The following is a 23,751-nucleotide window of genomic DNA, read 5'->3' as shown; positions in this document are numbered from 1 at the left end:
GACGCCACCGGAGGCATGCGTATGACCGACGCCCAGTCCGAGGCCGGTACCGTCGAGGGCCAGGGCCCGGTCGAGATCAGCGAGGAGCTCGCGCGCCACCTCGAGAACAAGCGCGAGGAACTGTTCGAGAAGTTCGAGATACCCGACGAGTTCCCCCCCGAGGTGATCGAGGAGGCGGAAGCCCGCACCGAGGAGGTCCAGAGCGAGATCGAGAGCGAGGTCGACGAACGCCGCGACCTCCGCGATCTGACGACGTGGACGACCGACCCGATCGACGCCCAGGACTTCGACGACGCCATCTCGATCGAGGAGCGCGACGAGGAGTTCGTCCTCTGGGTCCACATCGCGGACGTGACCCACTACGTCACCCCGGAGACGTCGATGTGGTCCTCGGCGGTCGAGCGGGCCAACACCGTCTATCTCCCGGCGTACACGGTACACATGCTGCCGCCCACCCTCGCGGAGACGGTCTGCTCGTTGGTTCCCGAGGAGGACCGACTCGCGCATACGGTGGAGATGCACCTCGACAAGGAGACCCTCTCCTACGAGACGATCGAGATCTACAAGTCGGTGATCGAGTCGAACGAGCGACTGACCTACGCGCAGGCCGAGAAGCGCCTCGAGGATCCCGACGCGCCGCTGCACGAGGAGTGCGTGCTGGTCCACGACCTGGCCGATCAGATGCACGAGCAGCGAAAGGAGGACGGCTCGCTCGTGCTCAACCCGCGTCGGGACCGCGCCCACACCATCATCGAGGAGTGCATGCTGAAGGCGAACAAGGCGGTTACCCACGAGCTCATGTGGGGTCGGGGCGTCGAGGCGATGTACCGCGTCCACCCCCAACCGAGTCCCGACGAGTGGGACAAGGCGCTCCAGGAGATCCAGGAGCTCGACGGCGTCTCGATCCCCGGTGAGGCGTGGGACGACCCCCGAAAGGCGGTCAACGCCACCCTCGAGAGCGCCCCGGAACGACAGTTGGGCAAGATCCAGTGGGCGGTGATGAAGGTGATGCCGCGTGCGCGCTACATGAACGACCCCTTCGGCGGCCACCACGCGCTCAACTTCGAGATCTACGGACACTTCACGAGCCCCATCCGCCGACTCTCCGATCTGATCAACCACTGGATCGTCTACACCAACGACGTTCCGGAGGACCTGGTGGCGCTCTGCGATCGGGCGTCGGACCGCCAGAAGGCCGGCGAACAGTGCGAACGCGAGTACAAACAGTTCCTCGAGGAGGTGGGGCTCGATCCCAACGCAGTCAACAACCGCGGCCTCGAGATCGTAGAGGGGACGGAGACCGAGACGACGGAGGCGGAGATGGAGTAGCGTGCGGAAGCGATGAGAGAGGAGAGAAACGGTGAGGAGGGTGCCGAACGATTCAGTACCGGCGTTCGTCGCTGCTGACTTTCTTCGCGTCCCGTACGAACAGCTTGTAGCGAGTTGCTTTACTCATACTCGAGTTAATATGCACGAAAGCGCGAAAGGTCCCCAGGTTCGATGATACGTCGAGAACGTCTCACACGTACAGTATCGGCGGGAGGACCGGAGGAGCTCGTCGGACGAGCGGAAGGAGGCGAGTCGTCGATCGGGCGACGTGTCCTCGGGGAAGAAGAGGTGGTTCGTCGACGCGTGATCGAACGCACAGTGCGCGGATCGACGGCTACTCGCTGACGTCCTGCCGGATCGAGATCACGGGACAGCGCACCGACCTGAGGATCGTCTGGGAGACGCTCCCGAACAGTTTCCTGCTGGTCGCCGACCGGTCCCGACCGCCCACGACGACGAAGTCCGCGTCGAGTTCGTCGGCCATGGCGACGATCCGTTCCGCGGGATCGCCGACGGAGCCACGGATCTCGTACTCGACGTCCGCCTCGTCGAACGCCACCGCCAGCTCCCGGATCAGGTCCTTTCGATCGAGAACGGCCTCGACCGCCTCCGGTCTGACCTCTTCGCCCGTCCAGGAGCGCCGTTCGAGCCACGCCGGGACGTCGCCCTCGAACCCGGGCCGGTCGGGGAGTCGGTCCCTAAAGCGCTCCTCCAGAACGGTCGTCGTCTCCTCGCCCGCCTCGTCGAGCGCGCGCCGGTACGTCTCCTCGGTGAGGACGTGTGCGATCACGACGGTCGCCCCGGTCGGAACTGCGACGTCGATCACCGTATCAGCGATCGGATCGATTCGCGTGGCGTCCTCCTCTCCGACGGCCAGTAGAAGTGTATCCACTCCCATGGAGGATAGTTCACGGTAGATGGTGATGTAAGTTACCGTCGCCGACACCGCGTATCGTGATCGGAGACGCGTTCGAGTTCCGAGGGATCGAGGGAGGTCGCGAGTGCGGGCTCCAGCGTGGATCGACCGTCGTCCGATCCGTACCGGAGATCCTCGAGGGAGATCAAGGGAGGAACGACTCGCCGGAGACGGGCGAGTCATCCACCGTCAGCTTATTCCGCCCTACCGTCGGTTGGATGGTATGGGCGAGAACGTCATCGACCCGGAGCTCGAAGAGGAACTGTTGAGCGTCTGTCGGACCGCCGTCGGCGATGAACTCCGGAGCATCACCTACTTCGACGAGGAACACGTCGAACAGCTCTACCTCCGGTCGGATCTCGACCGCACGGCCGACCTCGTCGGGTTCGCCGATCACGAACGGATGGGCTTTCGCTCCCAGTCGGCCTACCGGAACACCCAGTTAGGGGAGTACGAGGCGACGATCCGCATGTTCGAACACGGCTTTCTCACCCGGGTCATCGAGGGCGAGCACGGCGTCTGGGTGACGACCGACTCGCTCTCGATCGACCGCTTCGAGGAGCTCTCGACCGCGCTCAAGTCCGTCCTGGCCGAGGCCTGAGACGATACCCCGAAGCGGCATCCCGGCCCGGGCTGGTCGGCTCGTCCGGCCCGGGGTGTCTCCGCCGAGCGCCGTTCAGCCGGACGGGCGGTCGCGGCCGGCGGTGCACTCCTCGGAGTACTTCTCCGGGGTTCTCGTGGCGAGAAAGTGGTGAGTCCCCCCGGTTCCGTCGAAGTAGCGATCCGGAAACTCGTATTCCATGGACGAGAGAACCGACAGCAGTGCTCCGGTATCGACGCCGTAGCGGGGGTGGGACTCGATCACGAGGTCACGCGGTCGGATCTCGAGGCGGGGCACGATCTCCGCCTCGGCACCGTCACAGTCCAGGATCAGGACGTCACACTCGGGAAGCGCCGACGGCGGGAGGGTCTCGGCCCCCTCGATCGACCCCTTGGGGTGCGAGGGGGACCCGACCGCGGCGTGCCGCAGTTCGACGCGATCGGCGACGTCGTTGATCTCGGCCGTCTCGCGGAGCGGACCGAGCACCTCCTCCGCGGGCTCGAAGGTCGCCACCCGGCCGGACGGGCCGACGCGACGGGCCGCGACGACCGTCGAGACGCCGTAACCGCCGCCGACGTTGACGACCGTGTCCCCGGCCTCGACCGCGGCGGCGATGCAGTCCATCTGTTCGGCCTTGTAGTCCGGGATGTGATCGGTGAAGTCGAACAGCCGCGGGGCCCGGACCGCGACGCCGTTGTAGTAGCCGATCTTCCGCGGGAGGTGGTTCCTGATCGTCGCGTTGTACGCCCGTCGTAGCCAGTCCGTCACCACGGATCGGAGGAGGTCGTTCATGATCGGATTCGTGCGTTGCCCCGTGGCGAGCCGGGAACTAACGTCATGCGGTTCCTCGTGGGTTCGCGCCGGCGGCAGCAGTCTCGGCTGCCCGAGAGGCACCAGACGCCGGACGTGTCGATCGTGAGTGTCGACGAGGGGGCCGGACGATCACGATTGCTTCGGTCGCGACGTATCCCTCGCCATGAGTCGGCGGTCCACGGTCCACGAGAACACCCCGGAGTCCCGATCGTCGAACCGAACGATCGACGTACTGATCGTCGGGGGCGACGTCTCGGGGCTCACCGCGGGCGTCAACTTGAGCGACGAAGGGAGTAGAGAGACTTCGAACGGTGCGTGAAGGAGTAGGGTGCGACCGAGCGAGGAGTGCGTTCTCGGTAGTCGTCACGATCCGTCGGACGGATCGATCGTAAAACGAGCGAGCGGTCGGCAATCGTTCAGTTGTAGAGCAGGCGGTGGATCTTCGTCCGGTCCTGGCCCCGGAGCCGCGGGAGCGACGTCACGACGAGGTCGTCCTCGTCCAGCGGGCAGGCGGAGACGAGATCGTCGTCACGCAGTTCGAGCAGCACGTCGCGGGTCTCGACGTCGTCGAGCGAGAGCGTCTCGATGAGGGTGCTGAGACGGGCGCTGTCTCGCTGGAGGACGAACTCCAGGATCGCGAGCTTCTCGTCGGACCGACGTGGGGTTCGGCGTCCGGCCTTCTGGGCGATCATGGTATGGTATTGCGAGGGGTGCGTATTAGTTCTTTCCCTGATTAACTACAGGACGAAGTAATACTCGTCCCCAGGAGGTGACGGGACTCGCGGACGATCGTTTCGCGGGAATGGATCGTACGCCGGGAAGTCGCCGTCGAGAGGGATTTATCAGCCTGGGCCGGCTAGGACCGTTCGTGGAGTCCCCGTTCGCCGTTCTAGGGATCGATCCGGATGCAGACGAGGAGGCGATCGACCGTACGTACAGGCGCCGGGTGATGGAGAGCCATCCGGACCAGGGCGGTTCCGCACGGGAGTTCCAGCTCGTCAGGGAGGCGTACGAGGAGGTGAAGGCGGGCGATAACGGCGGGGGGATCGACGTCGATCCCGAGGAGGACGACCTCCACCGGGGGCCGGAGTCCCGGGTCGAGTACCTCAACTACGAGGTCCTCGACGACTACGGCTGGACGCTCGACGACGGGGATCTCTTCGAGAAGGCCGCCAACGAGGGACTCGACGCGGCGGATCACGGCCGCTTTCTGGTCCAGCCCGGCGAGTCGCTCCTGCAGGCCGCCGAGAACCGCGGGTTCGCCTGGCCCTACGCCTGCCGGGGCGGGGCGTGTGCGAACTGTGCCGTCGCGATCGTGGAGGGCGAGATGGCGATGCCGGTCAATCACATCCTCCCGCCGGAGATGCTCGATCGGGGGATCCGGCTCTCGTGCAACGGCACGCCGGCCACCGACGAGATGAAGGTGGTCTACAACGTCAAGGACCTGCCCGACCTCGGCGAACTCCGTCTTCCGCCCCGTCCGTTCGAGCGAGCCCACGCCAACGACTGATCCCGACTCGACTCCGTCGGCGAGTCACGACCGAGCCAGCCGGCGACGGTCGGAACGTCTCGACGTTCAGTTCAACCAGGGGCTCTCGGTCGGCTCGAACCGATGGTCACACGAGGGACACTCGACGCGGTTCGGGTCGTCATCGACGCTCTCGAACCGACGACTCAGACTCACGTGGCCGCACTCGGGACAGCGGCGGATGAACGGTGGCATCATGGCGACTTCGTTCCCTACCCACTAGAGGTAGTCGAGGAGTAAGGATTCACCGGGAGACGATCGGCCGGCGGATCGTCGCCGCTGCCCGCGGACTCCGTGGGGTCGTTTCGTTCACACCGAATCGAGGAACCGGATGGAGACACGACGGAAGCGACCCCCGTCGTCGATCGAGCGACCCTCCTCCGGCATCGTCCTCGTTCGGGTCCTTTCGAATCGTTTCGCCGACGATCGAACGGCAGCTAGTTCCAGAACAACGGTACCGTCGCGTCGATCTGGTGTCCTTCCGCCTGGAAGCTATCGGAGACGAGCGTCCGTCGGTCGCCGTCCATCGAGAGCGGACCCATGACGTTCGAGAGCAGGACGTCCCGGGTCTCGGTTCGGTAGAGTTCGTACCACTCGTCGCCGTCGACGCTGGCGAGCACGACCGAGTCGCTCGCGGTCTCGTGCATGGTCGAGTAGCCGAAGGGCATCAGACACAGCTCGCGTCCGTCGTCCTCGCGAACGTGCCAGCGCCGCCGCGCGTACAGCTCCATCACGTCGTCGTCGGGGTCGGTCTCGATCTCGACGTGCGGGCGGACGAGGTCCGCGACGCCGTCCGGTTCGTCGTTCGGGCCGTCGCGCTTCCAGCGGATGATCCCCTCGGGGACGCCGTCGGTGCCGAACGCGACACAGTTCTCGAACGCTGCGATCTGCGTCACCATCGTCACGCGACCACGTTCGTCGAGTTCCGTCCACGAGTCGCCGAGGTCGTCGCTCCAGTAGATCTGTGAGTTGCCGTGGTCGCCAACCGCGACCCAGATGCGCCCGGCGTACGGGTCGTACTCCACGTCGTGGACGTGGTGGTTGGCGGCGTCCTCGGTGTGGAGTTCGGGTTCGAGGATCAGCTCGAACGACTTCCCGCCGTCGGTCGAGAGGATCACCTCGTTGGCGTGTCTGTTCGCCTCGAAGTCCGACAGATGGTACGTGCCGATGACGACGACGTCCTCGTACGCGACGTGGCCGAACTCGCTCGAGACGCGGCCGTAGTCGAACCGGTAGAGCGTCTCCGACCCGCCGAGATCCTCGTCGACGAGCTCGACCTTTCCGCCGGTCTCGCCGCGTCCCCCGATTCCGGCGATCACGCGCCCGCTGTCCGGGACGATGACCGTCTGCACGTACTCATCCTTCGTCCCCTCCTCCTCGAAGGAGTAGAGGGTCTCGGTCGTCTCCCACCAGTCGTCGCTCACCAGCACGCGCGGACCGTCGCGCCCGTAGACGCGCCCGTTCCGGTCGACCCAGACCGGGTAGCCCGCCGATCGCTCGTCCCGAACGTCGAGCGAGTAGTGCGTGTACGGACGCCCGTCGCCGCCCTCCGGCTCCGGTCGCTCCTCCTCAGGTTCGGTCTCCTCCGGGTCCTCCTCGACGTCGGTCCCGTCCTCGGCGGCCTTCGCGTTCTCGGCCCCGTCGTTAGCCGTACATCCAGCGAGCGCGATACCCGTCCCTGCCGCGGACAGTTCGATGAACCGTCTACGATCCATGACGAAATGACAACTATACTACTGATAGCTCTGTTGACCGTTTCGGCGAACGAGACGTGAGAAAACGACGGGGTTCGATCCGCTCGGCCGGACTCGTCGGGGTTCCTACGGCCGAGACGGGAAGTTTCGTACCGCCGAGGTGTTTATCAGTTACCGATGGGTTCAGCGGAAGGGGCCTTCGGGTACTACCCAAGACTCCCGGAAATAGTGGATGAACTACGGAGGGTTCATCCAATTCAGTAGTAGAAGGAATGTGATAAAATCCCTTATGAAAGATCTTCAGGGACGAATTGAGGGGCAAATATCAGATTCGTGTAGGCGGTGGTCTCATGGCGAATCTGCTTGACTTCCTGGTAGGTTTCATCGGCGTACCACTCTCGTGCTGTTTGGAGGGATGGGAATTCCACGACGACCGTCAGAGTATGGTCCCATTCGCCTTCAACCACGTTCGGGTCAAACGAGAAAACGAGTGTCTCCCCGCCGTAGGCATCAGCCGTCTCAGCAGCAACAGGAAGGTATTCGTTCATAAATCGGTCCATGTCCGTTATCTCGCTGACGACGATGAGGTATGCTTTCTGACATGGATCGGGTTCGCTTGGTTCCTGTTCGTCATCCCGTGTCTCCTCCGTAGGGCTACTGGCGGTTACGGACGTTGTCATCCCGAGCGTGCCCGCTATGGCCGCCCCGGCTTTCAACAGCGTTCGGCGGAAGATGCCGTTCGAAGTGGGTTCCTGGCTCATGGTTTCACTCCCGCATGCCCGTCGCTACAGAGCTAGCGGGAGTGTGTTCTATGACACCATACCACATATAAGTATCATACTATCAAAACTTCTGACTGTTGCTTTGTGACGACGTGTTTCGAGGAGGAAGGTACTCGGTACGCACACATACCTAACGGCTGTTTCGTCTCCCAGGGACTGAAACGAGCGATGACCGTCTGTTGTATACAACCGTTGTAGTCAGTACGCGATCTGGACAGGGGATAGGTAGTAGTGACGTCTAGGATCCGCTGACTACCCATTTGTTACCTTGCAGAGATGTAGCGAACTACCGAGTAGCTGCCAGAAACCCTGTGCGAGATACAGCGGGTGAGGTCACCACGGGTAATCCGGATCCAGGTGAGGACGAAGTAGACCGTGTGAGATGGCGACGTTCGCGAGACTGGCCGTTCTCAGACCCGGGGGCAACACTGAACTCAACTACGACTGCTGTAGGAGTCCGTCCACCGATCCGGTAGAGCTCGGACGAGGCTGCTGCCGCGCCGTCGACGTCAGGTGGTCGACGACGTACTCTGCATCCCTACCGACGCCGGTGAACAGCCCCGACGTCATCGCGTACAGGAAGAACAGGCCGACGAAGTACAGTCCCGGCTCGTCCGGGACGACGCCGCGCACGTGGACGGGCTCTTTGGGCTGTTCCTTCCCGTCGAAGATCGGGAGCTCTATCCACGAAAAGTCAGGGCGGAAGCCAGTGCACCAGACGACGTTCTCGACGTCGAGAACGTCGTCGTCCCCGACGACGGGGCGACCGTCGCGAACGCCGGTCATGCGAGGCACCCGCTCGACGCCGGCCGCGGCCAGATCGCCCGGCTTCGTGCGCACCAGCGGGCCGCCCTGTGAGAGCATCTTCGGGCGGATACGGCGCCCGATCGGCGTCCCCGTCGTGAAGATCCGGTGGAAGAGCACGCGCATTACGAACGGGACCCCGAGGTGACGGCCGACCCACGAGTCGACGTGGAACGGTACGTGGCCGACGTCCCGGCCCGACAGCCACGTTTCGTGCTCGGAGGCGACAGGGCGAGACGCGGAGCGTCTCGCTTGCAGCCGGCGTGAAGCGGCGACGTCGAGGGCGATCTCGGCACCGGAGTTGCCCGCTCCGACGACGAGCACGTCCCCGTCCTGGAGCTGATCGGGGTTGCGGTAGTCGCTCGTGTGCAGCTGGACGACGTCGTCGGAGAGCTCCGCCGCGAAATCCGGGACCTTCGGGACCTGGTAGCTCGCCATCGCCACCACGACGGTATCCGCCTCGATCCGCCGGTCGCCTGCCGTGACGAGGAAGCCATCGCCGCTCCGTTCCAGCCCGTCCACGCGGACGCCGAGTTCGACGGGCAGGTCGAACCGCTGGGCGTAGGCCTCCAGGTAATCGGCCACTTCGCTCTTCGTAGGGAAGGCGTACGGTGAGCCCGGAAAGTCCATCCCCGGTAGGCTCGAGTAGCGGGCGGGCGTGAACACCCGGAGGGAGTCCCAACGGGCCCGCCATGCGTCGCCGACGCGGTCGCTCGCATCGAGAATGACGAAGTCTTGGTCGTACTTTTTCAGGTAGTATCCGGCGGCCAAGCCGGCTTGGCCGCCGCCGATTACGATGGTCCCGTAATGTTCAGTCATGGATTGTTTCCTCTTGCTTCGATGCTGCGCTTTGCTCTGTGAGTTTCAGACACCGACGCGTCGGCTTTGAATCACACCACTACTATGATTTGTGGCGAGTTAACGTTTCTCAGTCCATGGTTCGTAGTACCGTCAATACTACAAGATACGCGCGCTCTATTCAGCACGCTGAGTTCAATAGGTCGATGATGAACCAGGTGCTCGTCTGAAGAGTTGGCACGCCACCGTCTACACCATCATCCGTTCGGAGGCGGCTAACCTGTGTTGGACACGGCGCTCTCGGACAGCGAACATTCATCCGGCGACAGACGGCGAGTCAATCGTCGATTTGGTGGGAACGATCGCGGTCGTCATACCCGAGAGGATCGCCTTAGACAGCGAGGGTGAAGCGTTCGCCGTCGATGAGCCCTCTCCTTCGAGGGCATCGAGCGTGGGAAACAGCGCGAGCCGATGATCGGGCCCACGTGATGACGGAAGGAAGTGTAGACGAGATCAGATAACCGACGAAACGGGAAGTGAACCTGAGGAGCTCGAAACGAGGCTGAAACGCGATCGAGCGACGAAACGTTTCCCGCCCGGCGAATCGAATTCCCTATGCGTCCCGCCGCCGGACCGGAGGGTAGAGTGTCTGTTCTGGATCAGTCCGACAACGATCCGGGCCCGGGCGATACGATGCAGGAGCGAGCGGGCGACGGTCGCCTCAAGAGATGGATCCTTCTCGATGCGAACCGCTGGAGCATCGTCGGCATCCTGACGATCGGTCTCTTCGCCATGCTCGTCGCGTTCATCGCCGCCAGTCCGGCTCCGATCACCATCCTTCAAACCGAGTCATCGGTGAACTTCGTGTTCTCGTCGCTCGTCACCGGTGTCATCACTGCCGTCACACTGATCCTGGGGATCAATCAGCTCGTGATTGCCCAGGAACTCGGTCCGCTTGGGAAGCAGCGCAACCAGATGCAGGGTGCGATGGACTTTCGCCAGGACGTCGAGGATGTCGCGGGACTGACCGTGAGTCCCACCGAACCAGCCACGTTCTTCCGGGCGCTCGTCGAAGCGAGCCAGAAGCAGGCTGACACGGTTCGAAACGGTATTAGCGACGATATCGCAGGGGACGTCCATGAGAAGATCGAGGAGTATATCGACGATATCACCGATAATGCATCGGAGGTCAGCGATCAACTGAACGGGGCGGAGTTCGGGACGTTTCAGGTGCTCAATGCGGCATTGGACTACGACTATTCGCGGAAGATACACACCGGTCGTCGCATACAGAACGAACACCGGTCCTCTCTTTCTGAGGAGGTGTTGAACGAGTTCGACGATCTTCTGGAGATATTGCAGTTTCTGGGCCCGGCTCGCGAACACTTTAAGACGTTTTACTTCCAGTGGGAGCTAATCAACCTCTCGCACGCGATCCTCTATACGGCGGTCCCGGCGCTCATCACTGCCTTCGCGATGATCCTGTTCTTCGATCCGAGATTCATCTCCGGGACGGTACTCGGCATGGATACCGCCCTGCTGGTGGTGTGTGCTTCGGTGACGATCGGAACTGCCCCGTTCATCGTGCTGTTGGCGTATATCCTCCGCATCGCTACTGTGGCGAAGCGGACGCTTGCGGTGGGACCGTTTACTCTTCGGGAATCGGGTGGAGCGGAGGACATCCACTGGGAGGAGTGAACTCGAATTTGTCAGTAGGCGAGGACTCACGGCTAGACGCTCGCATCCGCGTTCTACCGCCGCAGTGTTGGATTATTGGTGACCTTCGAGAGGATGTAGAACGGTAGTGGGCTCGCTGGGAGCCCCCCTCGCTTACTGCGTTCGCTCCACTCCCTGCTCACATCGAATTCGCGCGCCTCGCGAGAGTGCTCGGCGCGCAGAAACATGGACTCGCTGGGATTTGAACCCAGGGCCTCTTCCTTGCGAAGGAAGCGATCTACCACTGATCTACGAGCCCTCGTCGTCTCGTAACCACGAGCGCTATTTGTAGCTTGTGTTTCGGGACGTCGGTGCTCTCGAGGCGCTCTACGCCCGAACGGCGGCCGACTCAGACGGTCTGCTCGGCCGCCTTCCGCGACGATCCTGGGTTCAGAACGCCGACACGGCCGGCGACCAATCCCAAGAGAAAGCCGGTGAAGTGTGCGATCAGCGCGACTCCGGGCGCCGCGGTCGCGACCGTGATCGCCGCGGCGAGAACGAGGAACACGACCGCGGTCAGCCAGGTGGGGACCCGGATCAGGCCGGCGATACCGTCCGAGAGGCGGTTGCCGGCGATCAGGTAGCCCATCAGCGCGAAGACGGCGCCGCTGGCTCCGAGGACGCCGGCCGCCTCGCCGCTTCCGGTGACGACGACCTGGCCGATCCCGGCGAGCGCGCCGGTGACGACGAAGAACGCGTGAAACCGGATCCGCGTCGTCGCGCGGGCGATCGGCCAGCCGAAGACGACCAGGCCGACGCTGTTCGAGACGAGGTGGCCGAGCGAGCCGTGGGCGTAGACGCTGGTGACGATCGTCCACGGCTGGACCTCGATCGGGGGTCTGAGCACGAACAGCCCCACCACGAGACTCGCCGCACCGACGACGTACGCCAGCCCCTGGACCGCGAAGACGAACAGAAACAGCGCGAGCGTCTCCAGGACGGGGCTCCAGATTCGTCTCGCCATGCCAGTACTATCGAAGCGGACTACAAAAATCTGCGCGCGAGCGGCGGATCCGCGTGGCGTGCGGATCGAGATCGGACCCGGAGTCGCTTCCGGGCGTCGGAGTCAGTCCTCGAGGACGATCTCGATGCTGACGTCGTTGGGAACCTGAATGCGCATGAGCTGTCTGAGCGCGCGCTCGTCCGCGTCGAGGTCGATGAGGCGCTTGTGGACACGCATCTCCCAGTGCTCCCAGGTGGCCGTCCCTTCTCCGTCCGGCGACTTACGCGCCGGGACTTCGAGCGTCTTCGTCGGGAGCGGGATCGGACCCGACACCGAGACGCCGGTCTTGTCCGCGATCTCGCGAACGTCGTCGCAGATGTTGTCGAGGTCGTTGGGGTTCGTACCGGCGAGTCTGACGCGTGCCTGCTGCATCGGTTATTTCTCGTTGACCTCGAGCACTCGACCGGCCGCGATGGTCTGACCCATGTCGCGGACCGCGAAGCTCCCGAGTTCGGGGATCTCCTGTGACGGCTCGATGCTGAGCGGCTTCTGCGGGCGGACGGTGACGACGGCGGCGTCGCCCGACTGGATGAAGTCGGGGTTCTCCTCCTTCACCTCGCCCGACGCGGGGTCGATCTTCTGGTCGATCGACTCGATCGTACACGCGACCTGGGCGGTGTGGGCGTGGAAGACCGGCGTGTAGCCCGCGGTGATCACCGAGGGGTGCTGCATCACGACGATCTGGGCCTTGAACGTCTCGGCGACGCTCGGCGGGTCGTCGGCCGGGCCACAGACGTCGCCACGGCGGATGTCGTCCTTGCCGATGCCGCGGACGTTGAACCCGACGTTGTCACCGGGCTCGGCGCGGGGGACCTCCTCGTGGTGCATCTCGACGGTCTTGACCTCGCCGCCGACGTCGCTGGGCTGGAACGAGACGTTCATCCCCGTCTCGAGGATGCCGGTCTCGACGCGTCCGACGGGGACGGTACCGATGCCCGAGATGGTGTAGACGTCCTGGATCGGCAGGCGCAGCGGCGCGTCCGTCGGCGGCTCGGTCGGCGCGAGGCCGTTGAGCGCCTCGAGCAGGATCTTGCCGTCGTACCAGTCGGTGTTCTCGGAGCGCTCGGCGATGTTGTCGCCCTCGAACGCCGAGATCGGGATGAAGTTCGCGTTCTCGGTGTCGAAGCGGACCTGGTTGAGCAGGTCCTTGACCTCGCTTACGACCTCGTCGTAGTCGTTCTGGCTGTAGTCGACGAGGTCCATCTTGTTGACCCCGACGATCAGCTCGTTGATGCCGAGGGTTCGGGCCAGGAAGACGTGCTCCTGGGTCTGGGGCGCGACGCCGTCGTCGGCGGCGACGACGAGCACCGCGTTGTCGGCCTGCGAGGCGCCCGTGATCATGTTCTTCACGAAGTCACGGTGGCCCGGACAGTCGACGATGGTGAAGTAGTACTCGTCGGTGTCGAACTCCTGGTGGGCGATGTCGATGGTTACGCCTCGCTCTCGTTCCTCGGCGAGGTTGTCCATCACGTAGGCGAACTCGAAGCCGCCCTTGCCCTTCTCTTCGGCTTCCTGCTTGTGCTGTTCGATGACGTGCTCGGGGACGCTGCCGGTTTCGTACAGCAGTCGGCCGACGAGCGTGCTCTTGCCGTGGTCGACGTGGCCGATGATGGCCAAGTTCTGGTGCGGTTTGTCTTCGCTCATGGGTGTCTCACGCGCAGAGGCGCTTATACAGAGGTTTTCGCCAGTTGTTCATAAAACCATTTCGATACGCTACCTCCGTCACGTCCGGCGATTCCTGACACTAGCTCGCACGGATCGGCCGCCGCATCGGGCCCGTCATGGGCCGGAGCCGAGCAGCCGCCAGACGGCCCGCTTCCAGACCGGCTTCTCGTACCACCGGACCCGACGTCGCAGCGCCCGGTTCGCCCGGCGCAACGCCTCGACGTCGTCGGCCCCATCGCGCTCGTCGGACTCGGCGGGCTCGTCGCGCCGTCGTTCGGACGTGCTCCGCTCGGTCGCCCGTTCGGTACGCGTCCGCTCGAGGCGTTCCCGTTCGTGTTCGAGGGCGCGGGCCTCGTCGTGGAGCTCCTCCACGGCGCGGTCGGTGTCCGGCTGCTCGTCCGCGGTACCCCGGCCGGCGAGGACCGCGTTGACGACCGCCCCGAGCAGGAGGACGAGTCCGCTGAGGTAGAGCCACGTCAGCAACAGCAGGATCGCGCCGATGACGTCCTGGCCGCTCGCGCTCCCCGTCCCGGCGTACGCGAGGTAGATCTGGAACAGCGCCTGCAGGAGCGCCCAGCCGACCGCGGCGACGAGCACGCCGGGGACGACCTGTCGGGGCGTGACGTCCTCGACGTCGGGGAAGAGGTAGTACATCGGGAAGAAGACGATCGACAGCCCGATGATCAGCAGCACCGGGTTGAGGAGGCCGATGAACGGGATCTCCTGAAGGGCCGCGAAGGCGGTCGTGGCGACCGCCGCGGCGATGACCGCGCCGGCGATCGTGGCGATGACGACGAGCCCGTCGGTAATCTGGTCGACGAGCGAGTTCTCCGCCGTGGAGTTGTAGATCTCCGAGAAGGCGGTGTCGAGGCCGCGGAAGATCTTGAGCGTCCCCCAGATCAGCGTGACGGCCCCGATGACGCCCGCGCCGGCGGTGCTGCTGTCCGCCTCGCCCTGGATGTAGCCGCTGAGCAGGTCCTGTGCGCTCGGTGGGAGGAACGACTGGGTGTAGTCGGTGACCTGGTTCGCCATCGACTGGTCGCCGACGACCGCGACGGCGAGGAAGACCAGCGCCAGCAGGGGGATGAGCGAGACGAACGCCTGATAGGCGATGCTGCCGGCCATGAACGGCACGTTCTGTTCGCTGACCTCGTCGGCGACCGACTGTGCGACTGACTTCAGACGTTCGGGACGGGTATCCATTCGTCGTGGCTTGTGCCGAGACGCACATAGCCCTCGTGCTTGCGACCACGACGGCGAGTCGAGAACCCGTCGTCCGAGCGTCGAACGACACGGAAGCGACTCCCGAGAGAACCGACGGATCGACGGCCGGGGTGGCTCAGCCCAGTCGGCCGACGTCCGAGAGGATCGCCGTCGCGGTCTCGGGGCCGCCCGCGCCGCGTCCGCTGACGTTCAGTCGGCCCGCATGGGTCGTCTCGATCTGTACGATGTTTCGCGTCCCGGTGACCGCGAGCGTGCCGTTCTCGGGGATCAGCCGCGGCCCGACGCGAACGCCCGAGCGGGTCGCCTCGCCGATCAGCCGGACGGTCCGACCGTCCTCGGCGGCGAGTTCGAGGGCGGTACCGGGGATCTCCTCGATCCCCTCGACGTCGGCGTCCGCGAGGGTGAACTCCCGATCGTCGCTCAGGACGTTCGCCATGATGACGCACTTGAGCGCGGCGTCGGTCCCCTCGACGTCGAAGGAGGGGTCCGCCTCGGCGACGCCGAGGTCCTGGGCCTCGCTCAGCACGTGCTCGTAGCCGAGCCCCTCGGCGGCCATGCGCGTGAGGATGAAGTTCGCGGTGCCGTTGAGCACGCCGCGTGCGGCCGTGATCCGGCTGGGGCCGAAGTCCTCGATCGTCGAGATGGCGGGGATCGCCCCGCCCACCGTCGCCTCGAACCGGATCTCGCCCGCGCTCTCGCGTTCGAGTTCGCGTAGGTCGCCGTAGCGCTCGGCGACCGGACCCTTGTTCGCGAGGACGACGTGCCGGTCGCGCTCGAGGGCGGCCCGGACGTGCGAGAAGCCCGGCTCGGCGTCGCCGAGCGTAGTCGGCGTCGCCTCGACGAGGACGTCGTACTCCGCGGCGAGCGCCGCGTCGGGGTCGTCGGAGCCGACGCTTCCCGTCTCGCCCTTCGTCGCGAACGCCGTCTCGGGATCCACGCCGTCGGGGTCGATCGCTGCGCCCGTCGAGTCCGCGACCGCGGTGACGCTGTGACCGTACTCGCCGGCGAGCTCGACGGTCGCGCGTCCGACGGCGCCGGCGCCGACGACGGCGAGCCTCATGCGGCGCCCTCCGGGCGGTCGAGCTGTGGTTCGATCACGAGCAGCCCCTTCTCGGAGGCGAGCTCGCGAACGCGTCCCAGCGCGTTCTCGACGCCGTCGGCCGCCGCCGCCAGCCGGAGGCGAGCGCTGGGTCGGTCGTCCTCCGGCGCCGAGAGCGAGAGATCGATCACCGAGAGGTTCCCACACTCCTCGAACCACCGCAGCGTGTCAGAGAGGTCGGTCTCGATCAGCGGACCGACCAGGATCACGCTCACCTCCTCGCTGTAGTGCTCCGCGCCGGCCTGGATGACGTTGACGCCGGCCTCGCGCAGGCTCGAGACGATTCCCTCGAAGCGCTCGGGCGGGCACTCGAGGTCGACCGCGACCGGGATGCGTCCCCGTGGAGTGAGGTTCCCACGCTCGTGGTAGATCGACAGCAGGTTGCCGCCGTTCTCGGCGATGGGACGCAGCGCTCGCAGCAGCTCGCCGGGCTCGTCGACGAGTTCGAGCCTGACGGTGTAGGCGCGAGCCTCGCTCATCCTCCCACCTCCGCGTGGCCGCCATGTCGGTGCATGCCCCCTCTCGCGCTCGGGCGACCATAAGGGTTCACAGTCGTCACGCCGTGTACGGCGTTCGTCCTTTCGCGTCGCCGGACCGCAACGAGAACGAGTTCGAGTCCGATCGGGATCGTTCGGGATACCTCCCCTCTTCCGTTCGCGTGGCCAGCGGCCGTGAGGCGAGGCCGCTCCACGGAGGAGGCGGGTTCGTCGGACCAACGTTCATGTGGCCCGCTACCGTCTCGGGGGGTATGGGAACCGTAGTCGGGATCAGGCTCGCGGACGGCGTCGCGCTCGCGGCCGACCGGCGTGCGACCGACGGGAGTACCGTGCGGAGCGACGACCTCGGAAAGCTGTTCGCGTTCGACGCCGCCGGCGCCGGCGCGACCGGCTCCGCGAGCGCGATCCAGGAGTTCGGCCGCCGTCTCGAGGACGAACTGCGTCAGCTACGCGACCGTCAGGACCACGGGCCGAGCATTGACGCACTGGAACGGCTCGCGGGTGACGTCGCGAGCGAGACGGGCGCCGAGGCGATCGTCGCCGCGCGCGAGGAGGGGATCGCGGCGCTACGGGCGATCGACGCCGAGGGTGGATCGGTCGGTGACGACGTGCTCGCGCTGGGCACCGGGGCGCAGGTCGCGATCGGCGGGCTCGACGGAGTCGATCGCGAGACCGGCGTCGAGGAGGCCGCCGAGCCCCTGAAGGACGTCCTCGAGACCGTCGCCGAACGCGACGCCGAGACGGGCGAGGAGATCGACGTCTGGACGCTCGCGGACGGATAGCGTTACGAGCGAGGTTCTACGGTGGTCGCGATCCGAACGTCACCATGGACTCCACGGAACTGCGCCGGCTCGTTCCCCACTACGTCGCCGTGATGGTGCTCGTGTTCGTCGTCGTCGCTGTCGTCGATGCCCTCGCCGGAATCCCGTTCTGGGCCGGCGTCGTGATCGCGCTGGGGGTCGGCGCGGTCTACAGACCGTTGGTGGTCGCGCTCGGGGTCGCTCCCGAGCCCTGGCGGGAGGAGTGACCCGCCCGTCGGAGCCGGCCGCACCCTCGTCCTCGATCCGCGCACGGTAGTTCATCCGACCTCGCCTCCAGCGCGGCTCCGGCGGCACGATCACGTTCGGCCTCGAGGGCGTTGACGGGTCGGACCCGTCCGCCCGCGGGACGTCGTCCCGCGCTGGCTACGAGGCCGGCGCGTCTGCGAGGCGGTCGAGCTCGCGAGCCTGCTCGCGAACGCCGGCGACGCGAAGGCGCTTATCAGCCACCCCGCCTCGACGGCCCACCAGCGGCTCACCGACGAGGAGAAGCTCGCGAGCGGCGTCAACGACGACCTCGGTCGGATCTCGGTCGGCATCGAGGATCCCGCCGATATCATCGCCGACATCGATCGAGCGATCGATCGCGCGACCTGATCGCAAGGCGTAGGTGACCCCGAACGCTACCTCCGTCGATGGATCGACGGACCGCCGATCGGCTGGTAGTCGCGGTCGTCGCGGCGCTGCTCGGCCTCGGCGTCGCCGGCTGGTGGAGCGCTCGAACGGCGAGCGGGATGCACGCCTCCATGCACGGCACCGGCGCCCTCTGGTACGTCTTCGGCGGGATACTCACCGCCGCCGTCGTCGCCGGGTTCTACGCGGTGGGACGCGACGGACTGACCGAACCTTCGAACTCCGAGGAGGAAAGCACCGATGCCGGAGCGACCTCGGAGCCGATCGAACCGCCGAACGAGGGCGAGCGCGAGAACGATCCCCTCGAGCTGTTACCGGAGGACGAACAACGGGTCCTGGGTCCGGTGCTCGACTCGCCGGGCCTGACTCAGATCGAGGTGCGCGATCGATCCGACTTCTCGAAGGCGAAGGTGAGCCAGACGGTGACCGATCTCGAGAAACGCGGCCTGCTCCGGCGGGAACGACAGGGTCGAACCTATCGGATCTACCCCGGCCACCGCCTGGAAGGCCGCGAATCCGACGGATGAACGATCTCGGTCGTGAAAAACGCTCACAGCGCTCGATGAACGTTCTCGGGCAATCTCCGCCGCCAGTTCACACCCACGGATAGGAGTAGGAGACGCGCCTACACACGAGTGGAGGTAACCGAACATGCGCACACTCACGACGATAGCCGTCACGTTGCTCGCGCTCTCGCTGCTCGGCGTCGGACTGTCAGCGGCGACTGCCGCCGACGCGACAGCCGCCGAATTCCACGAAGAGGATGGACAGCACGGCTACGACGAGCCGACAGAAAGCGAGCACGAGCACGACGAACACGAACGGGGAGACGATCACGAACATATGGACGGTCACGGACACGCGAACGACCGGGACACCATGCACGAGGAACACGATCACGACGGGATGATGGCGGGCGGAGGCTGTCACTAACTGTCACTAAATCACTGAAGTCCGTCCTACCGACCGATCCCGTCAAACAGCCGTGCAGTTCGTATCGTAGTGGCACGTAACGCCGATATGCGACTCGGATTCACCGGCGACGTGATGCTCGGTCGAAAGGTCGACGAGCGCCAGCGCCGTCGATCCGTCGAGGCGGTCTGGGGCGATCTTCGCGGGCGGTTGCGGGCGCTCGACGGACTGTTCGTCAACCTCGAGTGCTGTCTCTCGACCCGCGGGCGCCCCTGGCGACGGACGAACCACCCCTTCCACTTCCGGGCGGACCCCGACTGGGCGATCCCCGCGCTTTCTGACGTGGGCGTCGACTTCGCGAGCCTCGCGAACAACCACGTGCTGGACTTCGAGGAGCCCGCGCTGCTCGACACCCTTCGCCATCTCGATGAAGCGGATATCGCGCACGCGGGAGCGGGACGCGACCGTCGGGAGGCGTTCGAACCGGCGATCGTCGAGGTCGAAGACCTCCGGATCGCCGTGATCGCGCTCACCGATAACACGCCCGAGTACGCCGCCGGCCCCGACTCGCCGGGAACCGCCCGGATCGAGATCGACGTCGAGGACGGGAAGGCCCGGACGGCCATCGACCGAGCGCTCGATCGGGCGCGCGAACGCGACCCCGATCTGCTGGTGGCGTCGCTCCACTGGAGGCCGAACATGGTGACCGAGCCGCCCGAGACGTTCGAGGAGTTCGCCCGCTGGCTGGTCGATCGCGGCGTCGACCTGCTCCACGGCCATTCGGCGCACGTCTTCCAGGGGATCGAGCTGTACGACGGTGCGCCGATCTGCTACGACTGCGGCGACTTCGTCGACGACTACGCGGTCGATTCCGATCTGCGGAACGACCGGGGTTTCCTGTTCGAACTCCGGATTGCGGACGGGGAGATCGAGGAGCTCCGGCTCGTTCCGACGGAGATCAGCGACTGCGCGGTCCACCCGGCCTCGAAGCGGGCCGCGGCGTGGAGCCGTGAACGCATGCGCGACCTGTCGGAACCGTTCGGGACTGAGTTCAAGCGCGACGGCGAGCACCTCGTGGTCGAACCCTAGAGCCGCCCAAGGACGTCGAGCTGGTGGGCGACGTAGGTCAGCTCCTCGCGTTCGACCTGTCCGCGGCGCGTCTCGATCCATTCGTCGAGTACCTCGGCGTCGAGCTCCCGATGACCCGAGAGCGCCCCCTCGATCGTTCGGAGGATGTGACGGAGGAAGAACGCCTCGTCGGCGGGATACGGCGGGTGGACGATCCAGTCCGAACTCCCCGCGGCGAGGATCTCGCCGCCGGCCTCCGGTATCCGCGTGAACAGTCGCCGCCCCGTCCGGCTGTGGCCCGCCGACCGTCCGTCCCGGGTGCGTTCGTTCATGTCGCGGTGGTAGAGCTCCGCGATCCGGTCGTCGAGCGCGAGTTCGGGGGCGAAGATCGTCGCGCCGTCGAACGTGATCGGGAAGTAGAACAGCCCCCCCGAGTGGAGGCGATCGAACAGCCGTGGCAGCGCCCGCGAGAGGTCGACGAGGTCGAGAAACGCCCCCGCGATCAGCAGGTCGTACTCGCCTTCGTCCTCGACTTTGAACGCGTCGCCGTGGACCGGCTCGACGTCGACCGTCCGCTCGCCATCAGCGTATCGAAGCCGTCCGGTTCCCTCGTTTTCGTCCCCGTCGTCGGCCTCGAACCCCCGTTCGCGGAGGTGATCACGGGCCGCGGCGACGTTCTCCGGGCGTTCGTCGACGGCGACGTATCGGGTCCGGTCGGGGAAGACGTCACGCTCGAGCAAACGAGTGGGCATCGTACAGACGCCCGCGCCGACCTCGAGGACGCGGAGCGGTTCACCGACCCGGCGGGCGGCGGGGAGTTCCTCCGTCAGTCGATCGAGCACCCGCCGATCGATCGCACGATCGTCGACGGTGCGTTTCGCGTGCAGGTAGCGCTGGAAGTCGTTCTCGCTCATCTCAGTAGGTGAGGACGGCGCCGATCGCCTCGTTCGGTCGTTCGGCGAGCAGTCGATATGCCTCGGAGCACTCCTCTACCGGAACGCGATGGGTGAGCAACGCGTCGGCGTCGAGGTCGACCAGACGGTCCCAGGCGACGTCGAGTCGTCGGTCCTTGTCCCAGCGCCCGCGCAGTTCGGGATCGATCGTGCTCACCTGGCTGCTCCGCATCGAGATCCGACTCCGGTGAAATCGCCCGCCCAGATCGAGGTCGGCCCGTTTCCTCCCGTACCACGATCCGATGATCACCCGGCCGTCGTAGCCGGTGGCCTCAAGCGCCGCGTCGAGCGCCGCCGGATCGCCCGAGAGCTCGATCGCGAGATCCGCGCCGTCGAGCGCCTCGTGGAGGGCGTCGTCCTCGTCGGGGGCGAACGTCGCGTCGGCGCCCAGCGTCCGGGAGCGCTCGCGCCGGATCGGGTAGCGATCGACCGTACAGAGCGCGTCGAGCGGGTACTCGGCGAGCAGGGCGGTCGTGAGCAGACCGAGCACGCCCTGGCCGAAGACGACCGCACGCTCGCCGACGATCGGCCCGGCGTCCATCGCGAAGTTGACGGCGGCCTCGACGTTCGGCAGCAGTGTCGCGGCTGCCGCGGAACAATCCTCGGGTATCGTCCGGAGTTCCCCGGGCGGAAGGCAGACGTGACTCGTGTGGGGGTGGAAGGCGAACACCCGTCGATCGAGCCAGTCCGGATCAACCTCCTCGCCGACCTCCCGGACCCGGCCGACGACGGCGTAGCCGTACCGAAGCGGGTACTCGAGGTCGCCGTCGAGCGCGGGGATGGTCTCGTCGGCAGGGAGGTCGGTCGGCGCCTCGCCCCGGTAGAGCAGCAGTTCGGTCCCCGGGCTGATCCCCGAACACTCGACCTCGACGAGCGCCTCGTCGGCGTCCGGCCGGGGAACGGGTTCCTGGACGACGGCGACCTCCTCGGGACCGCGAAAGGAGACGGCGCGTGCGGGCATCAGTGACGTTCAGCGACGGGAGGGCTCGTGATCGACACGTCCGCCCTTCGACGCCGGCCCCCATCGTTCTTTGCCCTCATCTCGGGAGTCGTCCGGTCAAGTGCCACCAGTCCCGGAGGAAGTTCGCGAGAAACGGGATCAGCACGGCAGCCGCGAGAACCGTCGCCTCCGGCGGGGTCAGCAGCGGCGAGAGGACGACGGTGAGAAAGGCCATCTGGACGCCCGCGAGGATCCGGGAGATCGGCCCCGACGGCAGGTCGTGGATCGGCTTTCCCGTCCGCCGGCGATGGCGTTTCCCGGCGACGAACAGGTATCGTGCCGCGCCGGCGAGCAGATACCAGACCGGGAGCTGTCCGTAGGCCACGGCGAGCAGCGGCGCGATCAGGATTCCGAGCGCGTCGATCTCGACGTCGAGACGCGTCCCGAGCTCGGTGACGCGGTCCGTGAGGCGCGCGAGCGTGCCGTCGACGTAGTCCAGAAGCGCCGCCAGCCCGTAGAGCGCGGCGGGCAGCCAGACCAGCGACTCGGTCGGCTGGGGCAACAGGAGGAAGCCGGCGAGGAAGGCGACGCCAACGCCGCGAACGACGGTGAGCAGCGTCGCCGGTCCGAGCGAGGGAGCCAGCCGTTCGCCGTCGTGGTTGCGCGGGAGAAAGCGCCACAACAACGCGAGTTCGTAGGCGAGGACGAGCCCGGAGAGCACGAGCCAGCGGCGGGCAAGCGTGGTCGCGAAGCGCGCGGTGAACAGATCGTAGGCAAGCGCCGTCGCGACGGCGGCGATGCTCGCGACGACGACCCAGCGCAGCCGGAGACGACGCAGCGTCGTTCCGGCGTAGACGTCGTTCACGCGTCGGCCTCCGTCTCCGGAACGCAGACCCACGCGTCCTCGCCCGGGATGATCGCGTAGTCGTGTTCCTCGAGGATCGCGCGGATGCCCACGGCCGCGCTCCCGGTTCGATCGCGCTCGTCCTCGTGAGTGGCGTGGGGCTCGACGTAGACGAACGGTCGGTGGGTCGCGAGGGTCTCGTGGGCGCCCTCGAGTACCTCGCGGCCGAACCCCTCGACGTCGATCTTCAGGTGGTCCGGCGGCGGTATCTCGCCGTCCGCGACGAGCCCATCGAGGGTCTCCACGGAAATTCCCTCGACGCCGACGACGCGGGCCTCCCAGCGCTCGGCGTTGTACCGGTTGAATGAGCTCAGTTCGTGGTAGTTCGAGCGGTAGAAGGGCAGCGTCGTCGGTTCGGCCCCGAGCCCGATCGGGAGGAGTTCGATCCGGTCGTCGAACCCGCTCGCCTCGACGTTCGCGCGGAGCCGATCGACCGTCCGCGGATCCGGTTCGATCGCGACGACGGACGCCTCGGGACGTTCGGCGGCGACCGACAGCGCGTAAACGCCGGTGTTTGCGCCGACGTCGACGACGCAGTCGTCGTCCCAGCAGCGATCGAGCAGCGCGTCGAGCAGCCAGTCGTTGCCGTGTCTGTCGTAGAGCTCGTAGCTGCGGAAGGACCCCTCACGGACGCGCTTTCGCGTGAGAATCCCTCGGTGGCGGTAGTTGCGGGTCGAGAGCCCGTAGTACGCGTCGTGAGGGAGGTGACGAGCCAGACGGAGAACGCGACGGGCCGCGCGGCTGGAGCCCCCGATCACCGCGCGCAGAAGCTCGTCTCGGCCCATCGATGTGTCAATCGACGGGTGGAACGGGCTTTGATGTTTCCCCTTCGTCCGTTCGGATCGCGAGAGTAACCGAAACCGGTTTCGCGCCCCCACAGCCGTGCACACATTCTTACGCGCTCGCTGCCTACCCCGAACCAGATCATGAGCTCGGAAGAACTCACCAAGAACCAGGAGCGCTTCGACCACAAGAACGAGGAACGCAGCGCCCTGCGCAGCGAGAAGGGCCTCACCGAGGAGGTCGTCCGACTCATCAGTGAGGACAAGGACGA

25 protein-coding genes, 1 tRNA gene and 1 pseudogene are annotated in these 23,751 nt (G+C 66.0%); 11 read left to right on the top strand and 16 right to left on the bottom strand.

Going from position 1 to position 23,751, the window contains the following annotated elements; translation table 11 throughout:
- Positions 1-21 precede the first annotated feature (21 nt).
- Positions 22-1,329 carry an RNB domain-containing ribonuclease gene (locus V0Z78_RS13570; RefSeq protein WP_409338742.1) on the top strand — a complete coding sequence of 436 codons (1,308 nt, stop codon included), beginning with the start codon at positions 22-24 and terminating at the stop codon, positions 1,327-1,329.
- Positions 1,330-1,663: 334 nt separating this feature from the next.
- On the opposite strand, the gene V0Z78_RS13565 is transcribed toward V0Z78_RS13570, so the two are convergent.
- Complete coding sequence (locus V0Z78_RS13565) at positions 1,664-2,227, bottom strand: universal stress protein (protein ID WP_336345209.1); 564 nt, start codon at positions 2,225-2,227, stop codon at positions 1,664-1,666.
- Positions 2,228-2,468: 241 nt separating this feature from the next.
- Here V0Z78_RS13565 and V0Z78_RS13560 point away from each other — a divergent pair, with 241 nt between their 5' ends.
- Positions 2,469-2,846 carry a DUF7522 family protein gene (locus tag V0Z78_RS13560; protein WP_336345208.1) on the top strand — a complete coding sequence of 126 codons (378 nt, stop codon included), beginning with the start codon at positions 2,469-2,471 and terminating at the stop codon, positions 2,844-2,846.
- Between the two features lie 75 nt (positions 2,847-2,921).
- Here the strand turns inward: V0Z78_RS13560 and V0Z78_RS13555 are convergent, their stop codons facing one another.
- Positions 2,922-3,638, bottom strand: a complete 717-nt coding sequence (locus V0Z78_RS13555) for a class I SAM-dependent methyltransferase (RefSeq protein WP_336345207.1) — start codon at positions 3,636-3,638, stop codon at positions 2,922-2,924.
- A gap of 184 nt (positions 3,639-3,822) precedes the next feature.
- Here V0Z78_RS13555 and V0Z78_RS13550 point away from each other — a divergent pair, with 184 nt between their 5' ends.
- Positions 3,823-3,978, top strand: a complete 156-nt coding sequence (locus tag V0Z78_RS13550; protein WP_336345206.1) for a hypothetical protein — start codon at positions 3,823-3,825, stop codon at positions 3,976-3,978.
- A 97-nt stretch (positions 3,979-4,075) separates the two neighbouring features.
- On the opposite strand, the gene V0Z78_RS13545 is transcribed toward V0Z78_RS13550, so the two are convergent.
- Entirely contained in the window at positions 4,076-4,351 is a 276-nt protein-coding gene (locus V0Z78_RS13545; RefSeq protein ID WP_336345205.1) for a hypothetical protein, read from the bottom strand.
- A gap of 176 nt (positions 4,352-4,527) precedes the next feature.
- On the opposite strand from V0Z78_RS13545, the gene fer reads away from it, so the two are divergent.
- Complete coding sequence (gene fer, locus V0Z78_RS13540; protein WP_336345204.1) at positions 4,528-5,169, top strand: ferredoxin Fer; 642 nt, start codon at positions 4,528-4,530, stop codon at positions 5,167-5,169.
- Between the two features lie 455 nt (positions 5,170-5,624).
- Here fer and V0Z78_RS13535 read toward each other — a convergent pair whose 3' ends face one another.
- The 3 genes from V0Z78_RS13535 to V0Z78_RS13525 all read right to left on the bottom strand — a co-directional run bounded on the left by V0Z78_RS13535 (position 5,625) and on the right by V0Z78_RS13525 (position 9,286).
- Entirely contained in the window at positions 5,625-6,902 is a 1,278-nt protein-coding gene (locus V0Z78_RS13535) for a glycosyl hydrolase (RefSeq protein ID WP_336345203.1), read from the bottom strand.
- A 266-nt stretch (positions 6,903-7,168) separates the two neighbouring features.
- Positions 7,169-7,642: a DUF1330 domain-containing protein gene (locus tag V0Z78_RS13530; RefSeq protein ID WP_336345202.1), complete on the bottom strand. Its 474-nt coding sequence runs from the start codon at positions 7,640-7,642 to the stop codon at positions 7,169-7,171.
- Between the two features lie 459 nt (positions 7,643-8,101).
- Positions 8,102-9,286, bottom strand: a complete 1,185-nt coding sequence (locus V0Z78_RS13525; RefSeq protein ID WP_336345201.1) for a flavin-containing monooxygenase — start codon at positions 9,284-9,286, stop codon at positions 8,102-8,104.
- Positions 9,287-9,910: 624 nt separating this feature from the next.
- Between V0Z78_RS13525 and V0Z78_RS13520 the strand changes: the two genes are divergently transcribed.
- Entirely contained in the window at positions 9,911-10,963 is a 1,053-nt protein-coding gene (locus V0Z78_RS13520) for a hypothetical protein (RefSeq protein ID WP_336345200.1), read from the top strand.
- Between the two features lie 205 nt (positions 10,964-11,168).
- Here the strand turns inward: V0Z78_RS13520 and V0Z78_RS13515 are convergent.
- From V0Z78_RS13515 to V0Z78_RS13490, 6 genes are all read right to left on the bottom strand, one after another.
- Positions 11,169-11,240: transfer RNA gene (locus tag V0Z78_RS13515), tRNA-Ala, on the bottom strand.
- A gap of 90 nt (positions 11,241-11,330) precedes the next feature.
- Positions 11,331-11,945 carry a rhomboid family intramembrane serine protease gene (locus tag V0Z78_RS13510; protein WP_336345199.1) on the bottom strand — a complete coding sequence of 205 codons (615 nt, stop codon included), beginning with the start codon at positions 11,943-11,945 and terminating at the stop codon, positions 11,331-11,333.
- A 102-nt stretch (positions 11,946-12,047) separates the two neighbouring features.
- On the bottom strand, positions 12,048-12,356 hold the full coding sequence (gene rpsJ / locus V0Z78_RS13505; RefSeq protein WP_336345198.1) for a 30S ribosomal protein S10: 309 nt from the start codon (positions 12,354-12,356) through the stop codon (positions 12,048-12,050).
- A 3-nt stretch (positions 12,357-12,359) separates the two neighbouring features.
- Complete coding sequence (tuf, locus tag V0Z78_RS13500; RefSeq protein ID WP_336345197.1) at positions 12,360-13,628, bottom strand: translation elongation factor EF-1 subunit alpha; 1,269 nt, start codon at positions 13,626-13,628, stop codon at positions 12,360-12,362.
- Positions 13,629-13,763: 135 nt separating this feature from the next.
- The gene (locus V0Z78_RS13495) at positions 13,764-14,852 is read right to left on the bottom strand and encodes a YihY/virulence factor BrkB family protein (protein WP_336345196.1); all 1,089 of its coding nucleotides are present in this window, start codon (positions 14,850-14,852) and stop codon (positions 13,764-13,766) included.
- Between the two features lie 136 nt (positions 14,853-14,988).
- Positions 14,989-16,119 (bottom strand): homoserine dehydrogenase, encoded by a 1,131-nt coding sequence (locus V0Z78_RS13490; protein ID WP_409338741.1) that lies wholly within the window; start codon positions 16,117-16,119, stop codon positions 14,989-14,991.
- A gap of 601 nt (positions 16,120-16,720) precedes the next feature.
- Between V0Z78_RS13490 and V0Z78_RS13480 the strand changes: the two genes are divergently transcribed.
- The 6 genes and pseudogenes from V0Z78_RS13480 to V0Z78_RS13455 all read left to right on the top strand — a co-directional run bounded on the left by V0Z78_RS13480 (position 16,721) and on the right by V0Z78_RS13455 (position 19,921).
- Positions 16,721-17,251 carry an Ntn hydrolase family protein gene (locus V0Z78_RS13480; protein ID WP_336345194.1) on the top strand — a complete coding sequence of 177 codons (531 nt, stop codon included), beginning with the start codon at positions 16,721-16,723 and terminating at the stop codon, positions 17,249-17,251.
- 44 nt (positions 17,252-17,295) lie between these two features.
- Positions 17,296-17,496 (top strand): hypothetical protein, encoded by a 201-nt coding sequence (locus V0Z78_RS13475; RefSeq protein ID WP_336345193.1) that lies wholly within the window; start codon positions 17,296-17,298, stop codon positions 17,494-17,496.
- Positions 17,497-17,561: 65 nt separating this feature from the next.
- Positions 17,562-17,884: pseudogene (locus V0Z78_RS19075) on the top strand (PLP-dependent transferase); the annotation flags it as partial.
- Between the two features lie 38 nt (positions 17,885-17,922).
- Positions 17,923-18,447, top strand: coding sequence for a helix-turn-helix transcriptional regulator (locus tag V0Z78_RS13465; RefSeq protein WP_336345192.1), 525 nt, complete (start codon positions 17,923-17,925; stop codon positions 18,445-18,447).
- A gap of 124 nt (positions 18,448-18,571) precedes the next feature.
- Positions 18,572-18,853: a hypothetical protein gene (locus V0Z78_RS13460; protein WP_336345191.1), complete on the top strand. Its 282-nt coding sequence runs from the start codon at positions 18,572-18,574 to the stop codon at positions 18,851-18,853.
- Between the two features lie 87 nt (positions 18,854-18,940).
- Positions 18,941-19,921: a CapA family protein gene (locus tag V0Z78_RS13455; protein ID WP_336345190.1), complete on the top strand. Its 981-nt coding sequence runs from the start codon at positions 18,941-18,943 to the stop codon at positions 19,919-19,921.
- On the opposite strand, the gene V0Z78_RS13450 is transcribed toward V0Z78_RS13455, so the two are convergent.
- The 4 genes from V0Z78_RS13450 to V0Z78_RS13435 form a co-directional block, all read right to left on the bottom strand.
- Positions 19,918-20,814, bottom strand: coding sequence for a class I SAM-dependent methyltransferase (locus V0Z78_RS13450; protein WP_336345189.1), 897 nt, complete (start codon positions 20,812-20,814; stop codon positions 19,918-19,920). The two genes, V0Z78_RS13455 and V0Z78_RS13450, sit on opposite strands and share 4 nt — an antisense overlap.
- 1 nt (position 20,815) lies before the next feature.
- Complete coding sequence (locus tag V0Z78_RS13445; RefSeq protein ID WP_336345188.1) at positions 20,816-21,814, bottom strand: zinc-binding dehydrogenase; 999 nt, start codon at positions 21,812-21,814, stop codon at positions 20,816-20,818.
- A 76-nt stretch (positions 21,815-21,890) separates the two neighbouring features.
- Positions 21,891-22,658 (bottom strand): CDP-alcohol phosphatidyltransferase family protein, encoded by a 768-nt coding sequence (locus tag V0Z78_RS13440; RefSeq protein ID WP_336345187.1) that lies wholly within the window; start codon positions 22,656-22,658, stop codon positions 21,891-21,893.
- Complete coding sequence (locus V0Z78_RS13435) at positions 22,655-23,482, bottom strand: FkbM family methyltransferase (protein WP_336345186.1); 828 nt, start codon at positions 23,480-23,482, stop codon at positions 22,655-22,657. Before V0Z78_RS13435 ends, V0Z78_RS13440 begins: the two co-directional genes overlap by 4 nt.
- Positions 23,483-23,751: the final 269 nt, after the last annotated feature.

The organism is Halalkalicoccus sp. CG83 (genome assembly GCF_037081715.1).
Lineage (GTDB): Archaea > Halobacteriota > Halobacteria > Halobacteriales > Halalkalicoccaceae > Halalkalicoccus > Halalkalicoccus ordinarius.
Note: the sequence above shows the minus strand (reverse complement) of the source record. Positions and strands in the feature narration are given on the sequence as shown.

What these genes read in the sequence shown, in the direction of transcription:
- V0Z78_RS13445 (WP_336345188.1), bottom strand. Translation starts at nt 21,814, where the DNA reads ATGCCCGCACGCGCCGTCTCCTTTCGCGGTCCCGAGGAGGTCGCCGTC.
- V0Z78_RS13535 (WP_336345203.1), bottom strand. Translation starts at nt 6,902, where the DNA reads ATGGATCGTAGACGGTTCATCGAACTGTCCGCGGCAGGGACGGGTATC.
- V0Z78_RS13475 (WP_336345193.1), top strand. Translation starts at nt 17,296, where the DNA reads ATGGACTCCACGGAACTGCGCCGGCTCGTTCCCCACTACGTCGCCGTG.
- V0Z78_RS13510 (WP_336345199.1), bottom strand. Translation starts at nt 11,945, where the DNA reads ATGGCGAGACGAATCTGGAGCCCCGTCCTGGAGACGCTCGCGCTGTTT.
- V0Z78_RS13570 (WP_409338742.1), top strand. Translation starts at nt 22, where the DNA reads ATGACCGACGCCCAGTCCGAGGCCGGTACCGTCGAGGGCCAGGGCCCG.
- V0Z78_RS13555 (WP_336345207.1), bottom strand. Translation starts at nt 3,638, where the DNA reads ATGAACGACCTCCTCCGATCCGTGGTGACGGACTGGCTACGACGGGCG.
- tuf (WP_336345197.1), bottom strand. Translation starts at nt 13,628, where the DNA reads ATGAGCGAAGACAAACCGCACCAGAACTTGGCCATCATCGGCCACGTC.
- V0Z78_RS13560 (WP_336345208.1), top strand. Translation starts at nt 2,469, where the DNA reads ATGGGCGAGAACGTCATCGACCCGGAGCTCGAAGAGGAACTGTTGAGC.
- V0Z78_RS13530 (WP_336345202.1), bottom strand. Translation starts at nt 7,642, where the DNA reads ATGAGCCAGGAACCCACTTCGAACGGCATCTTCCGCCGAACGCTGTTG.
- V0Z78_RS13450 (WP_336345189.1), bottom strand. Translation starts at nt 20,814, where the DNA reads ATGAGCGAGAACGACTTCCAGCGCTACCTGCACGCGAAACGCACCGTC.
- rpsJ (WP_336345198.1), bottom strand. Translation starts at nt 12,356, where the DNA reads ATGCAGCAGGCACGCGTCAGACTCGCCGGTACGAACCCCAACGACCTC.
- V0Z78_RS13545 (WP_336345205.1), bottom strand. Translation starts at nt 4,351, where the DNA reads ATGATCGCCCAGAAGGCCGGACGCCGAACCCCACGTCGGTCCGACGAG.
- V0Z78_RS13435 (WP_336345186.1), bottom strand. Translation starts at nt 23,482, where the DNA reads ATGGGCCGAGACGAGCTTCTGCGCGCGGTGATCGGGGGCTCCAGCCGC.
- V0Z78_RS13550 (WP_336345206.1), top strand. Translation starts at nt 3,823, where the DNA reads ATGAGTCGGCGGTCCACGGTCCACGAGAACACCCCGGAGTCCCGATCG.
- V0Z78_RS13495 (WP_336345196.1), bottom strand. Translation starts at nt 14,852, where the DNA reads ATGGATACCCGTCCCGAACGTCTGAAGTCAGTCGCACAGTCGGTCGCC.
- V0Z78_RS13480 (WP_336345194.1), top strand. Translation starts at nt 16,721, where the DNA reads ATGGGAACCGTAGTCGGGATCAGGCTCGCGGACGGCGTCGCGCTCGCG.
- V0Z78_RS13460 (WP_336345191.1), top strand. Translation starts at nt 18,572, where the DNA reads ATGCGCACACTCACGACGATAGCCGTCACGTTGCTCGCGCTCTCGCTG.
- V0Z78_RS13455 (WP_336345190.1), top strand. Translation starts at nt 18,941, where the DNA reads ATGCGACTCGGATTCACCGGCGACGTGATGCTCGGTCGAAAGGTCGAC.
- V0Z78_RS13565 (WP_336345209.1), bottom strand. Translation starts at nt 2,227, where the DNA reads ATGGGAGTGGATACACTTCTACTGGCCGTCGGAGAGGAGGACGCCACG.
- V0Z78_RS13525 (WP_336345201.1), bottom strand. Translation starts at nt 9,286, where the DNA reads ATGACTGAACATTACGGGACCATCGTAATCGGCGGCGGCCAAGCCGGC.
- V0Z78_RS13465 (WP_336345192.1), top strand. Translation starts at nt 17,923, where the DNA reads ATGGATCGACGGACCGCCGATCGGCTGGTAGTCGCGGTCGTCGCGGCG.